This window comes from Massilia sp. IC2-278, from assembly GCF_020708045.1.
In the GTDB taxonomy this organism is placed as follows: domain Bacteria; phylum Pseudomonadota; class Gammaproteobacteria; order Burkholderiales; family Burkholderiaceae_D; genus Telluria.
This window is the reverse complement of record NZ_JAJFES010000003.1, coordinates 338,957-352,211: the sequence shown is the minus strand read 5'-3', so window position 1 is coordinate 352,211 and position 13,255 is coordinate 338,957. Positions and strand designations below refer to the sequence as shown.

Sequence of the window (13,255 nt, the reverse complement as noted above, 5' to 3'; positions counted from 1 at the left end):
AAATAGCGTCAGACGCCGAAAATAGTTTTTCGGCGCGCAAACCTGATAAAATGCGCGCACTTTCCGCAACACATACCTAATGGAGCCATAACATGTCGGATATCGAACAACGCGTTAAAAAAATCGTCGCTGAGCAACTGGGTGTTGCAGAAGCCGACATCAAAATCGAGTCCTCGTTCGTTGACGACCTCGGCGCAGATTCCCTGGACACCGTTGAACTGGTGATGGCCCTGGAAGACGAGTTCGAAATGGAAATCCCTGACGAGCAGGCTGAGAAGATCACCACCGTCAAGCAAGCCATCGACTACGCAACCGCGCACGTCAAGGCCTAAGCTGTCTTTAGTTTTCGGGAGAATCGCTTGAGTCGTTCACGCAACCGCCGCGTCGTCATTACCGGCCTGGGCTGCGTTTCACCTATCGGCAACACCGTTGCCGAAGCGTGGGATGCGGCACTGGCAGGCAAGTCAGGCATTGCCAACATCACCAGGTTCAATGCCGAGCCGTTTTCGACCCGTTTCGCGGGCGAGGTGAAGAACTTCAATATCGAAGATTACCTGCCGGGCAAGGAAGGCCGTCACATGGATACCTTTATCCATTACGGCATGGCTGCCAGCATCCAGGCACTGCAGGATTCGGGTATTCAGGTTACCGAGGAAAACGCCGACCGCATCGGCGCCATCGTCGGTTCGGGTATCGGCGGCCTGCCGATGATCGAAGCGACCAAGGAAGAATACGACGGCCGCGGCCCGCGCCGCATTTCGCCGTTCTTCGTCCCGGCCTCGATCATCAACATGATCTCGGGCGACCTCTCGATCAAATTCGGGTTGCGCGGGCCGAACCTGGCCATCGTGACCGCCTGCACCACCGGCCTGCATTGCATCGGCGCGGCGGGCCGCCTGATCGAATACGGCGACGCCGACGTCATGGTGGCCGGCGGCGCGGAATCGACGATTTCGCCGCTGGGCCTGGGCGGTTTCGCCTCGGCACGCGCACTGTCGTCGCGCAACGACGATCCGGCCACGGCCTCGCGTCCATGGGACCGCGACCGTGACGGCTTCGTGCTGGGCGAGGGCGCAGGCGTGCTGGTGCTGGAAGAATACGAGCACGCGAAAGCGCGCGGCGCGAAGATCTACGCCGAGCTGCTCGGTTTCGGCATGAGCGCCGATGCGAACCACATCACGGCGCCGGTCGAAGACGGTAGCGGCGCGAGCCGTTGCATGGTCTCGGCACTGGCGAATGCCGGCCTGAACGCCGACCAGGTGGATTACATCAACGCGCACGGCACCTCGACGCCGCTGGGCGACCTGGCCGAAGTGCAGGGCATCAAGCGCACCTTTGGCGACCACGCCCACAAGCTGGTCGTCAACTCGACCAAGTCGATGACCGGCCACCTGCTGGGCGGCGCCGGCGGCCTCGAGTCGGTGTTCACGGTGCTGGCGATCCACAACCAGGTGTCGCCGCCGACCATCAACCTGTTCAACCAGGATCCGGCCTGCGATCTCGATTTCGTGGCGAACACCGCACGCGATATGACGATCAACTACGCCGTGAAGAACAACTTCGGTTTCGGCGGTACCAACGGTACCCTGATCTTCGCCAAAGTCTGAACCTGCCGCGCCCGTTCCTGTCTAATGGAACGGGCGCCTGACCCTGCCGCACCCCGCGCGCGGCAGGCGTTCCGTTTTATTTTCCCTTTTTCATGTCTTCGATCGCCGTCAGTGCGCTCGTCCTTCCCTCACGCCGTTTGCGCCTTGCGCTCGGTGTGTATGCGCTCGCCCATCTCGGCGCGAGCTGGCTCTGCCTTGTGGTCTTGCCGCAGCGCCTGCTTTTTTCTTCCGTCTGCGCATTGTTTTTCCTCATTGCAGCACTCTTCTTGCTGCACGGATGCACCCGCCCCGATAAGACGCACCGGATTGATGTATCTGGAACCGGCGCCCTGCGCCTGACGGTACAACAGAAGCTGGGAACCGGCCCTGCGGCCGCTACCGACATCGCCGTGAGCCTGTTGCCTGGGAGCCTGTTATGGCCGCAACTCATGCTCTTGCGCCTGGGCGATGCGGGTGGCGCCACGCACACGGTGCCGGTGCTGCGCGACAGCCTGAGTCCCACCGAATACCGGCGCCTGCGCGTCGCGCTCGGCGTCCTCGATGGACGGGTGGCGCGTTCCGCAACAGGCATCGAAATACTTTGAACTTATTGCAGCGGGCCAACTCTTAAGCGAGAGGCGGTTCAAGAAACCGTAGCGGATCGGACGGTAGCAGGCGAGGGCGCAGCTGGCAGGGCGCGCATCGCAGGCCGCCAGTCCGGCGCAGGTCGATTGAGCCAGCTTGCCCGGTTGCGAGCTGAACGGGATGCGGTCAGTGACAACAGAACGCGAGGGTGATCAATTGCTGGTCGAACGCGTCCAGGCCGGTGACAGGCAGGCGTTCGATTTGTTGGTGGCAAAGTATCAGCGCCGGCTGATGCGGCTGGTGTCGCGCCTCGTGCACGACCCCGCCGAAGCCGAAGACGTGGTGCAGGAAACCTTTATCAAGGCCTTCCGCGCATTGCGCCACTTCCGCGGCGAGTCGGCCTTTTATACCTGGCTGTACCGGATAGGCATCAACACGGCAAAGAATTTTCTCGTCACACAGGGCAGGCGCGCGCCAACCTCGACCGAGGCAGATACGGAACGTGCTGAAGCGTTTGACGATGCGGACAGCTTGCGCGACATTAACACACCCGAATCCGTGTTAGCGAGCAAGCAGATCGCGTATACGGTGAATGCCGCGATGGAAGCGCTGCCGCTGGAACTGCGGACCGCGATTGTCCTGCGCGAAATTGAGGGTTTGAGCTACGAGGAAATCTCCGAAGTGATGGCCTGCCCGATCGGCACGGTGCGCAGCCGGATCTTCCGGGCGCGCGAAGTCATCGCCGAAAAATTGAAGCCTTTGCTCGATATTTCAGGTGATAAACGTCGGTAGCGATGATTGCACCACAACCTGTTTAACTTTTTGGATCACACGACTACCGTGACGGAATTGCCGATGGATACGAACAAGAAAAACCGCGAACACATCTCCGCGCTCAGCGACGATGCGTTGCCGGAAGAAGACCTGGAACTGGCGGGCCTGGCCCTGCGCACAGCCGATGGGGCTGGAGCGTGGGAAGTCTACCACCTGATCGGCGACACCTTGCGCACGCTTGAGACGCCGCCGCTCTCGCACGGCTTCGCGAGTAGCCTCGCCGCACGGCTCGCCGCCGAGCCCCTGCACGCGCGGCGCAGCAGCGGGGCCGAGCTCGATACGGGCAAGCCGGCGGTCCTGGCGGCCTCGGCGCCCTCGTCCTGAGCCGGCAGGGCGGGCGTGTCGCGGCGCGTGCTGCGTGGCCGCCTTGCCCGCGCTCCGTCCACATTCCTTGCGTGTTCCTTGCGCGCTGTTCCACGCCTCTTCCGCGCTCTTTGCGCGTTCCTTCCGCGTTTCCTCCGCAGCTGAGATTGCCCCCTGCGCCGGCCTCGAACATCCCGACGGCGGCCTGCGCGACAAGGCGGCAGGATTTGGCTTACCATAACGTCAATTCCTGACCTGAGTCCCCACTCCCATGACAAGCAAATCCCTTCGCGTTGTCCTCTCTGCACTGCTGATGGCCGGCGCCGGCCTGTCCCTGACCAGCCCGGCCCTGGCCGCCGCCCCGGTGCCGACCCCGGTCGTGACCGGCCTGCCCGATTTCTCCGACCTGATCGACAAGGCCGGCCCGGCGGTGGTCAACATCCGCACCACCGAGAAGGTGCGCCTGGGGCAGGGCGGTCCCGGTGAGGAAGAGATGCAGGAATTCCTGCGCCGCTTCTTCGGCCAGCCCATCCCGCGCCGCCGCGCGCCCCAGCAGCAGCCCCAGGAAGAAGAAGTCGAGCGCGGCGTCGGCTCCGGTTTCATCATTTCCGACGACGGCTATGTCCTGACCAATGCCCACGTGGTCGAAGGCGCCGACGAAGTCACGGTCACGCTCACCGACCGCCGCGAATTCAAGGCCAAGGTGCTCGGCGCCGACCGCCGCTCCGACGTCGCCCTGCTGAAGGTCGGCGCCACCAACCTGCCTTACCTGCGCACCGGCGACTCGAGCAAGATCCGGGTCGGCGAATGGGTGATCGCCATCGGCTCCCCGTTCAACCTGGATAACACGGTCACCGCCGGCATCATTTCGGCCAAGTCGCGCGACACCGGCGAATACCTGCCGCTGATCCAGAGCGACGTGGCCGTGAACCCGGGCAATTCCGGCGGCCCACTGATCAACATGCGCGGCGAAGTCATCGGCATCAACTCGCAAATCGCCACCCTGTCCGGCGCCTACAACGGCATCTCGTTCGCGGTGCCGATCGACGAAGTCATGCGCGTGGCCGACCAGCTGAAGAAAACCGGCCGCGTAACGCGCGGGCGCCTGGGCGTGCAGATCAGCGAAGTTACGCGCGACGTCGCCGAGTCGCTGGGCCTGGGCAAGGCGCGCGGCGCCGAGGTCTCGATGGTCGAGCCGGGCGGACCGGCCGAGAAGGGCGGCGTGAAGGTCGGCGACATCATCCTGAAATTCAACGGCCAGGCGATCGACACCACGCGCGACCTGCCGCGCCTGGTCGGGGCGAGCAAGGTCGGCACCAAGGCCACCGTCACCGTCTGGCGCCGTGGCGCCCAGCTCGACGTGCCGGTGACCATCGTCGAGCTCGAGGACGAGAAGACCGCCTCCACAAAACCGACACCGAACAAGCCGGCGCCGGGGCCCGCCCCGAACGCGCTCGGCCTGCACGTGTCGAACCTGACGCCCGAACAACGGCGCGAATTGCGCATCGAAGGCGGTGTGCTGGTCGATTCGAGCGAGGGCAGGGCGGCCACGGCCGGCGTGCGTCCGGGCGACCTGATCCTGCAGATGAACAATGTCGAGATCAAGGATGCGGCCCAGTTCAATGCACTGGCCGGCAAGCTCGATCCGAAGAAGAGCGTGGCAGTGCTGGTGCGGCGCGAGAACGTGACCCAGTACCTGGTCGTGAAGCCGGCTGCCGCGAAGTGATCCGCTTCACGCTCTATTCGCGCAGCTGGTGCCACCTGTGCGAGGACATGCTGGCGGCCTTGCGCGCGCTGGCGCACCCCGGGCAGGCGTTCGACGTCGAGGTGATCGATGTCGATGCCGACCCGGTGCTGGAGGCGCGTTTCAACGAGCTGGTGCCGGTGCTGTATGGCGATCTGGCGGAGCCGGAGCTATGCCATTACTTTCTCGACGAAGCCGCGGTGCGCGCCTACGTCGAGCGTCAAACGGCATTGTCGGCATGATCCGTACGGTGGGGTCATCGATTCCGGGGGAATCGATGACGTGCCCACGCGAAGATGTGCATGGTGTTGGCGGCTGGACGCGGAGAAGCCGTCCGTGAGCCATGGAGGCGTTCGCGGATCATCCCCGGACGCCGCCGCAATCATGCTGCTTTTCGGGTGCAAACCGCGCCGACCTAAACGCCAGCTTCCGCGTGGGCACGGCGTGCCCACCGTACGGTTCCTGCCGCCGACTCCGGTTGCGATGCTCACCTCGGCCTCTCCAATGCCAATTTCCCTCACAAACCGGGCTTTCTACCCTGAAATCCGGTAAAATGCCCCGTTTGGAAAAGCTTCTGTCGATAGCACATCAGCTTCTCATGTAGCGATAAGGCGCTCGCCTGAGGACGGACCAGTCCGCACGGGGCGCTTTTTTCGTATTGCGCTGGCATCATCGCGGCGCCGGTCACCGCCTGGTAACCTGCCTCGCCTTTTTTGGTTTTGAGCTTTGTTAATGAACAACATACGTAACTTCTCCATCATCGCCCACATCGACCACGGCAAATCGACCCTGGCCGACCGCATCATCCAGTTGTGCGGCGGCCTGTCGGACCGCGAAATGGACGCGCAGGTGCTCGACTCGATGGACCTGGAGCGCGAGCGCGGCATTACCATCAAGGCGCAGACCGCGGCCCTGCAATACAAGGCGCGCGACGGCCAGACCTATAACCTGAACCTGATCGACACCCCCGGCCACGTCGACTTCAGCTATGAAGTCTCGCGCTCGCTGTCGGCCTGCGAAGGCGCGCTGCTGGTGGTCGACGCGTCCCAGGGCGTGGAAGCGCAGACGGTCGCCAACTGCTACACCGCGCTGGATCTCGGCGTGGAAGTGGTGCCGATCCTGAACAAGATCGACCTGCCGCACGCCGATCCCGACAACGCCAAGAAGGAAATCGAGGACGTCATCGGCATCGACGCCAGCGACGCCACGGTGTGCTCGGCCAAGACCGGCCTCGGCGTGGAAGACGTGCTGGAAACCCTGATCGCCAAAGTACCGCCGCCGCAAGGCGACCCGGACGCGCCGCTGCAGGCCCTGATCGTCGACTCCTGGTACGACCCGTATGTCGGCGTCGTGATGCTGGTACGCGTGGTGAACGGCACCCTGCGTCCGAAAGACAAGATCCTGCTGATGGCCACCGAATCGGTGAACCTGGTGGAAAACATCGGCGTGTTCACGCCGCGCTCGGTGTCGCTGCCGCAACTGACCGCAGGCCAGGTGGGCTTCATCATCGCCGGCATCAAGGAACTGACCGCCGCCAAAGTGGGCGACACCGTGACCCTGGTCAACAAGCCGGCCGCCGCGCCGCTGCCGGGCTTTAAGGAAGTGCAGCCGCAGGTGTTTGCCGGTTTGTTCCCGGTGGAAGCGAACCAGTACGACGCCTTGCGCGACTCGCTGGAAAAGCTCAAATTGAACGACGCCGCCCTGATGTACGAGCCGGAAGTGTCGCAGGCACTGGGCTTCGGCTTCCGCTGCGGCTTCCTGGGCCTGCTGCACATGGAAATCGTGCAGGAGCGCCTGGAGCGCGAATTCGACATGGACCTGATCACCACGGCGCCGACCGTGGTGTACGAGGTCGAGATGCGCGACGGTTCCATCATCCGCGTCGACAATCCGTCGAAGATGCCGGAAACCTCGAAGATCAACGAAGTGCGCGAGCCGATCGTCGACGTGAATCTGTACATGCCGCAGGAATATGTCGGCGCGGTGATGACGCTGTGTAACGGCAAGCGCGGCATCCAGATGGACATGGCTTACCACGGCCGCCAGGTGAAGCTGCACTACGAAATCCCGATGGCGGAAATCGTGCTCGACTTCTTTGATCGCCTGAAGTCGACCTCGCGCGGCTATGCCTCGATGGACTACGAGTTCAAGGAAAACCGCGCCGCCGACGTCGTGAAAGTCGACATGCTGATCAACAGCGAGAAGGTCGATGCGCTGGCGATCATCGTGCACCGCGCCAACGCCCCTTACCGCGGACGCCAGGTGGCGGCCAAGATGCGCGAACTGATCCCGCGCCAGATGTTCGACGTGGCGATCCAGGCGGCGATTGGCGCCACCATCATCTCGCGCGAAAACGTGAAAGCGCTGCGCAAGAACGTGCTGGCCAAGTGCTACGGCGGCGACGTCAGCCGCAAGAAGAAGCTGCTCGAGAAACAGAAAGCCGGTAAGAAACGCATGAAACAGGTGGGCTCGGTGGAAATTCCACAAGAAGCATTCCTGGCCATCCTTCAAGTGGAAGATAAATGAACCTGCAACCGATCCTGGGGAATTTCGCGCTCATCCTGTTCGTACTCATGGTGGTCACGGGCATCATCTGGTGCCTGGACGTCTTTGTATTGGCTAAACAGCGCCGCGCCGCGGCCGACGCTTCCCTGGCCGAGTACGACGAACGCAATGCCAAGCTGACGCGCGAGGGCATCAAGGTCGACACGAACGGCAACCGCGCGGCCATCGAGGCGGCGCACCTGCGCCAGCCGACCTGGGTCGAGTATTCGGGCAGCTTCTTCCCGGTGATCGCGCTGGTCTTCATCCTGCGCTCCTTCCTGTGGGAACCGTTCAAGATCCCGTCGAGCTCGATGGTGCCGACCCTGCTGGTAGGCGACCTGATCCTCGTGAACAAGTACACCTACGGTATCCGCCTGCCGATCATCAACAAGAAGATCATCCAGTTGAACGATCCGCAACGCGGCGACGTCATGGTGTTCAAGTATCCGAAGGACATGAGCCAGGACTACATCAAGCGCGTCATCGGTGTGCCTGGCGACAAGATCACCTATGAAAACAAGCGCCTGACGGTGAACGGCAAGGCGGTGGACTACACGCCGCTCGACGATTACCTCGACGAGGAGCGTCCGGTCTACCACAAGCAGTTCGTGGAAAAACTGCCGGGCAGCGAGCACCGCATCCTGAACGACGAGCCGGCGCGCTCGTTCAATCTGGACGGCGTGGAGAACTTCCCGAACCGCGAAGCCTGCGACTATTCGTACGACAAATTTACCTGTATCGTACCGGAAGGCAACTACTTCATGATGGGCGACAACCGCGACAATAGCGCGGACAGCCGTTACTGGGGTTTTGTGCCGGACAAAAATATCGTCGGCAAGGCTTTCCTGGTGTGGATGAACTTCGGTGATCCGAAGCGCATCGGCGGCATCCAGTAAGGCGGTTCGCAAAGGAGGCAGGATGGAACACCGCAGCATTCATCTCGGCAAGCAACAGGGCGTCTCGCTCACCAGCGTGATCCTGGTGCTGATCGTCGTCGGCCTGGTGGCCGTGGTCGGCATCAAGGTGTTCCCGTCCTGGCTGGAATACCGCTCGATCAAGGATGGCATCGTCCGGGTCAAGGCAGAAGGCGGCACCGTGCCCGAGATGCAGCGCGCCTTCGACAAGTTTGCGGACATCAACAACGTCGAGTCCGTGAAGGGACGCGACCTCATCATCAGCAAGGACGGCGGCGAGCCTGAAATCAGTTTCGCCTACCAGAAACGCATTGCGTTGACCGAGAAGGCCAGCCTGGTCATCGACTACGACGGCACGACCGACCCGAGCGGCGTCGTGGCTGCCAGCGCCGACTGATCGCCGGCCGCATTTGCCCGTATCATTTGGCAGCATCGGGCAGGCGCTTTTGTCGCCTGCCGTCAACGCAAAGCCCGGCATGCGCGCCGGAAGCCGAAATGCCGGTATCCTCGGTGTTTCGGCTGCGGCATTTCTGGAACCGGCCTGTACTACGAAAAATAAACAATGAATCTACAGTTATTGCAAACCCGCTTGGGCTACACGTTTCGGGACAGCGGCCTGTTGCGACAGGCACTGACCCACCGTAGCCACAGCAGCTTGCATAACGAACGCCTGGAATTCCTGGGCGATTCGATCCTCAACTGCGTGGTGGCCTCGATCCTCTACGAGCGTTTCAACAACCTCGACGAGGGCGACCTGTCGCGCCTGCGCGCCAACCTCGTCAAGCAGCAATCGCTCTACGAAATCGCCCAGAAGCTGGAACTCTCGCAGTTTTTGCGACTAGGGGAGGGCGAGCTGAAGTCGGGCGGTTTCCGCCGCCCGTCGATCCTGGCCGACACCCTCGAGGCCCTGCTCGGCGCGATCTTCCTCGACGCCGGCTTCGAGGCCGCACGCGGCGTGATCCGCGCCTTTTATATTCCCCTGCTCGACACGGTCGACCCGCGCACCCTGGGCAAGGACGCCAAGACCCTGCTGCAGGAATTCCTGCAGAGCCGCAAGATTTCGCTGCCGACCTATAACGTCATCGCCACCCATGGCGCCGCCCACAGCCAGGAATTCGAGATCGAATGCCTGGTGCCGAAACTCGGCATCCAGGTCTTCGGCCGCGGCGGCAGCCGCCGCGCCGGCGAACAGGCTGCCGCCCGCCTGGCGCTCGAAGCGGCCGAACTGGCGCTGCGCAAGACGCCCGCCGCTTCGCGCAAGGCCAAGCCGCGCGTGGCCCAACTGAAGCTGGCCGGCATCGCCACCGTCCAGAGCCATGACACGGACAACAACGCCGGCAACAACGCTGGCGACGGCACTGCCGACGGCGCAAACACCCAACAAGCATCCTGATATGAACACCGACCTCCCACATGACGACGCCGGCAGCAACGACGGCACGCCCGAAAACTTCCGCTGTGGCTACATCGCCATTGTCGGCCGCCCGAACGTCGGCAAGTCGACCCTGATGAACGTGCTGATCGGCGCGAAAGTGTCGATTACCTCGCGCAAGGCGCAAACCACGCGCCACCGCATCACCGGTATCCAGACCCACGACGACGCCCAGTTTATCTACGTCGATACGCCGGGTTTCCAGACGCGTCATGCGAATGCACTGAACAAAACCCTGAACAAGACTGTCTCGAACACGCTGACGGCGTCGGACGTGGTGTTGTTCCTGGTCGAGGCCGGCACTTTCGGTCCGGCCGACCAGCAAGTGCTGGATTTGCTGCCGAAGAACGTGCCGGTGATCCTGGTGATCAACAAGTCGGACCGCATGAAGGACAAGGCCACGCTGATGCCGTTCGCGCAGAAGGTTGCCGCCTTGCGCGACTTCACCGCCATCGTGCCGGTGTCGGCCAAGCTGCGCTTTCAGGTCGACGCGCTGGAGCGCGAAATCCGCTCGCACCTGCCGCAGAATCCGCCGATCTTCGGGCCGGACGACATCACCGACCGCAGCGAGAAATTCCTGGCTGCCGAGATCGTGCGCGAGAAAGTGTTCCGCCTGCTGGGCGATGAATTGCCGTACACCAGCACCGTGGTGATCGAGCAGTTCATCCAGGAAGGCAACCTGCGCCGCATCTTTGCCGCCATCCTGGTCGAGCGCGATACCCATAAATCGATGATCATCGGTAACAAGGGTGCGCGCCTGAAAGAGATCTCGACCCAGTCGCGCCTGGACATGGAGAAGCTGTTCGACGGCCCCGTGTACCTGGAGATCTGGGTCAAGGTCAAATCCGGCTGGGCCGACAACGAAGCCGGCCTGCGCGCCTACGGCTACGAGTAAGCCTTTACGGTTCGCCTCCCACGCATGACGAGCCTCGACAACCACGATCCCGACCACGCTGCAGCGGCGCCCGATGTGCCGGAGGCGCCGGCAGCGTCCCCGGCCCTCAACGACATGCCGGTGGCGGAACTGCGCATCACCGAGATGCAGCCGCCCGTCCTGGGAGTCGCAGAAGCGAGCCCGGCCTATGCGCCGCCCCCGGCCGCACGCCGCAGCCGCACCCCGATCCGCGAAACGCGGGTCAACGGCCAGCCCGCCTTTGTGCTGCACAGCTATCCCTACAAGGAAACCAGCCTCATCGTCGATCTGTTCACGCGCGACCATGGCCGCATCGCGGTCGTGGCCAAGGGCGCGAAGCGGCCGCTGTCGAAGCTGCGCGGGGTGCTGCAGACCTTCCAGCCTTTGTCGGTGTCGTGGAGCGGCAAGTCTGAGCTGCGCACCCTGATCGACGCCGAGTGGGTGGGCGGCATGCTGCCGATCGAGCGCACCGCCTTGCTGTGCGGCTTCTACCTGAACGAACTGCTGGTGAAACTGCTGGCGCGCGACGATGCGCACCGGGCCCTGTTCGACCACTACGTGTCCACCCTCAACGAACTGGCGCACGACGAACCTGCACAAATCGTCTTGCGAAAATTCGAAAGGGCCTTACTTAAGGAAACAGGCGTCGCTGCCAACCTCGGCCGCTCGACCACCACGCGCGAGGCGGTCGACCCCGGCGAGCGCTACGTGGTCGACCCGGAACGCGGTGCGCGCGAAGCCCTGATGTCCGATGTCTGGCCCGTGGTGTCCGGCAAGACCCTGCTGGACATGGAGCGCGAGGATTACGCCGACCCGGTGACGCAGAGCCAGAGCAAGCAGCTGATGCGTTTCCTGCTGGCCCACCATTTGAATGGCGCGCCGCTGAATACCCGGCAGATTTTGATTGACCTGATGCAGTTATAAGAAAAGAACATCATGAGCTTCCTCCAACCCGTCGGCCCCGTCATTGACCTGGGCGTGAACATCGACCACATCGCCACCGTGCGCAATGCGCGCGGCACCGTCTACCCGGACCCGCTGCGCGCCGCGCTGCTGGCCGAACAGGCCGGCGCCGACCTGATCACGCTGCACCTGCGCGAAGACCGCCGCCACATCAAGGATGCCGACGTGCTCGCCATCCGTCCGCAGCTGGCCACGCGCATGAACCTGGAAGCCGCCGTGACCCGCGAGATGATCGATTTCGCCTGCCAGGTGCGTCCGCAAGACGTCTGCCTGGTGCCCGAGCGGCGCGAGGAAGTCACGACCGAGGGCGGGCTGGACGTGATCCGCTATTTCAACGAGGTCGAGGCGGCCGTCAAGCAGCTGAAAGGCGAGGGCATCCGCGTGTCGCTGTTCATCGATGCCGATGCGCAGCAGATCGAAGCCGCCGCGAAGACCGGCGCCACCGTGATCGAGCTGCATACCGGGCGCTATGCGGAGGCCGAAGGCGCCGAAGCGGCGAGCGAGCTGGAGCGCATCAAGGTCGGCGTCGCCGCCGGCGTGAAGCACGGGCTGGTGGTGAATGCCGGCCACGGCCTGCACTACACCAATGTGCAGCCGGTGGCGGCCATCAAGGACATCGCCGAACTGAATATTGGCCACGCCATCGTTGCCCACGCCCTGTTTGCCGGCTGGGAAAACGCAGTGCGCGAGATGAAGGCGATCATGGTCGCGGCCCGCCTCGGCGTATCCCTGGGGGCACAATGATCTACGGCATCGGCACCGACATCGTCCAGATTTCGCGTGTCGAGGCGGCGCTCGCACGCAATGGCGACCGCTTCGCCGAAAAGATCCTCGGACCCCAGGAACTCGAGAAATACCACGCGCGCCGCGCCCGCAGCGAAGTGCGTGGCCTGCGTTTCCTGGCCACGCGCTTCTCGGCCAAGGAAGCGTTTTCAAAGGCCATCGGCCTGGGCATGCGCATGCCCATGACCTGGCGCTCGGCCCAGATGCTGAACGACCCGAGCGGCAAGCCGGTCATCGTGTGCAGCGGCGCCCTGGCCGAATTCATGCAGCAGAATCAACTGAGCGCCCAGGTGACGATCAGCGACGAGGCCGACTACGGCGTCGCCTTCGTGATCGTGACCCGCGACGAGCGAACCCCAACCGAACAGCGAGCAAGCGATACCAGTGACCAAGGAAGTGCCATCCCCTGACCAGCCGGTGACGCCGGCGCATGCGCAGCCAACCGGGCAACCGGCGCAGCAACCCGGTGAGCAGACAACTCAGCAGCCCGGTGAGCAATCGTTCCAGCAGCCCGCCGAACACCAGGTTGCCGAAGCGCCAGTGGCCTACGTGGCGGCGAACGGCGCCGCCTTGCCCGTGCGCCATCCTGTCGAGGACAAGCCGAAACGCACCCGCGCCGCCAAGGCCGACGCCGCGCCGGCCGCACGCCCGCGC

The 13,255-nt window shown here is 63.4% G+C and carries 15 protein-coding genes; all 15 read left to right on the top strand.

Annotation, left to right across the window (positions count from 1 at the left end):
- Positions 1-92: 92 nt before the first annotated feature.
- The 15 genes from acpP (at position 93) to acpS (ending at position 13,011) form a co-directional block, all read left to right on the top strand.
- A complete protein-coding gene (acpP, locus tag LK540_RS09275) occupies positions 93-332 on the top strand; it encodes an acyl carrier protein (protein WP_020653257.1) in 240 nt (79 codons plus the stop codon).
- A 27-nt stretch (positions 333-359) separates the two neighbouring features.
- Positions 360-1,607: a beta-ketoacyl-ACP synthase II gene (gene fabF / locus LK540_RS09270; RefSeq protein WP_229436945.1), complete on the top strand. Its 1,248-nt coding sequence runs from the start codon at positions 360-362 to the stop codon at positions 1,605-1,607.
- A 92-nt stretch (positions 1,608-1,699) separates the two neighbouring features.
- Positions 1,700-2,191, top strand: a complete 492-nt coding sequence (locus tag LK540_RS09265) for a protein YgfX (protein ID WP_229436943.1) — start codon at positions 1,700-1,702, stop codon at positions 2,189-2,191.
- A gap of 169 nt (positions 2,192-2,360) precedes the next feature.
- Complete coding sequence (gene rpoE, locus LK540_RS09260) at positions 2,361-2,963, top strand: RNA polymerase sigma factor RpoE (RefSeq protein WP_229436941.1); 603 nt, start codon at positions 2,361-2,363, stop codon at positions 2,961-2,963.
- A 63-nt stretch (positions 2,964-3,026) separates the two neighbouring features.
- Complete coding sequence (locus tag LK540_RS09255; protein ID WP_229436939.1) at positions 3,027-3,329, top strand: RseA family anti-sigma factor; 303 nt, start codon at positions 3,027-3,029, stop codon at positions 3,327-3,329.
- 250 nt (positions 3,330-3,579) lie between these two features.
- Positions 3,580-5,034: a DegQ family serine endoprotease gene (locus LK540_RS09250; protein WP_229436937.1), complete on the top strand. Its 1,455-nt coding sequence runs from the start codon at positions 3,580-3,582 to the stop codon at positions 5,032-5,034.
- The gene (locus LK540_RS09245) at positions 5,034-5,294 is read left to right on the top strand and encodes a glutaredoxin family protein (protein WP_229437140.1); all 261 of its coding nucleotides are present in this window, start codon (positions 5,034-5,036) and stop codon (positions 5,292-5,294) included. Before LK540_RS09250 ends, LK540_RS09245 begins: the two co-directional genes overlap by 1 nt.
- 490 nt (positions 5,295-5,784) lie before the next feature.
- The gene (lepA, locus tag LK540_RS09240; RefSeq protein ID WP_229436935.1) at positions 5,785-7,578 is read left to right on the top strand and encodes a translation elongation factor 4; all 1,794 of its coding nucleotides are present in this window, start codon (positions 5,785-5,787) and stop codon (positions 7,576-7,578) included.
- Positions 7,575-8,492 carry a signal peptidase I gene (gene lepB, locus LK540_RS09235; protein ID WP_229436933.1) on the top strand — a complete coding sequence of 306 codons (918 nt, stop codon included), beginning with the start codon at positions 7,575-7,577 and terminating at the stop codon, positions 8,490-8,492. Before lepA ends, lepB begins: the two co-directional genes overlap by 4 nt.
- Positions 8,493-8,514: 22 nt before the next feature.
- Complete coding sequence (locus LK540_RS09230) at positions 8,515-8,907, top strand: DUF4845 domain-containing protein (protein ID WP_229436931.1); 393 nt, start codon at positions 8,515-8,517, stop codon at positions 8,905-8,907.
- Between the two features lie 165 nt (positions 8,908-9,072).
- Positions 9,073-9,903 carry a ribonuclease III gene (rnc, locus tag LK540_RS09225; protein ID WP_229436929.1) on the top strand — a complete coding sequence of 277 codons (831 nt, stop codon included), beginning with the start codon at positions 9,073-9,075 and terminating at the stop codon, positions 9,901-9,903.
- A gap of 1 nt (position 9,904) precedes the next feature.
- Positions 9,905-10,837: a GTPase Era gene (gene era / locus LK540_RS09220; protein ID WP_229436927.1), complete on the top strand. Its 933-nt coding sequence runs from the start codon at positions 9,905-9,907 to the stop codon at positions 10,835-10,837.
- Between the two features lie 24 nt (positions 10,838-10,861).
- Entirely contained in the window at positions 10,862-11,779 is a 918-nt protein-coding gene (recO, locus tag LK540_RS09215; protein WP_374041345.1) for a DNA repair protein RecO, read from the top strand.
- Between the two features lie 12 nt (positions 11,780-11,791).
- Positions 11,792-12,562 carry a pyridoxine 5'-phosphate synthase gene (locus LK540_RS09210; protein WP_229436925.1) on the top strand — a complete coding sequence of 257 codons (771 nt, stop codon included), beginning with the start codon at positions 11,792-11,794 and terminating at the stop codon, positions 12,560-12,562.
- The gene (acpS, locus tag LK540_RS09205) at positions 12,559-13,011 is read left to right on the top strand and encodes a holo-ACP synthase (RefSeq protein WP_229436923.1); all 453 of its coding nucleotides are present in this window, start codon (positions 12,559-12,561) and stop codon (positions 13,009-13,011) included. The genes LK540_RS09210 and acpS overlap by 4 nt, the downstream gene beginning before the upstream one ends.
- The last annotated feature ends 244 nt before the right edge of the window (positions 13,012-13,255 follow it).

Coding starts and splice junctions, on each gene's coding strand:
- recO (WP_374041345.1), top strand. CDS start 10,862: ATGACGAGCCTCGACAACCACGATCCCGACCACGCTGCAGCGGCGCCC.
- era (WP_229436927.1), top strand. CDS start 9,905: ATGAACACCGACCTCCCACATGACGACGCCGGCAGCAACGACGGCACG.
- LK540_RS09230 (WP_229436931.1), top strand. CDS start 8,515: ATGGAACACCGCAGCATTCATCTCGGCAAGCAACAGGGCGTCTCGCTC.
- acpP (WP_020653257.1), top strand. CDS start 93: ATGTCGGATATCGAACAACGCGTTAAAAAAATCGTCGCTGAGCAACTG.
- acpS (WP_229436923.1), top strand. CDS start 12,559: ATGATCTACGGCATCGGCACCGACATCGTCCAGATTTCGCGTGTCGAG.
- LK540_RS09210 (WP_229436925.1), top strand. CDS start 11,792: ATGAGCTTCCTCCAACCCGTCGGCCCCGTCATTGACCTGGGCGTGAAC.
- rnc (WP_229436929.1), top strand. CDS start 9,073: ATGAATCTACAGTTATTGCAAACCCGCTTGGGCTACACGTTTCGGGAC.
- lepA (WP_229436935.1), top strand. CDS start 5,785: ATGAACAACATACGTAACTTCTCCATCATCGCCCACATCGACCACGGC.
- LK540_RS09250 (WP_229436937.1), top strand. CDS start 3,580: ATGACAAGCAAATCCCTTCGCGTTGTCCTCTCTGCACTGCTGATGGCC.
- lepB (WP_229436933.1), top strand. CDS start 7,575: ATGAACCTGCAACCGATCCTGGGGAATTTCGCGCTCATCCTGTTCGTA.
- LK540_RS09265 (WP_229436943.1), top strand. CDS start 1,700: ATGTCTTCGATCGCCGTCAGTGCGCTCGTCCTTCCCTCACGCCGTTTG.
- LK540_RS09255 (WP_229436939.1), top strand. CDS start 3,027: ATGGATACGAACAAGAAAAACCGCGAACACATCTCCGCGCTCAGCGAC.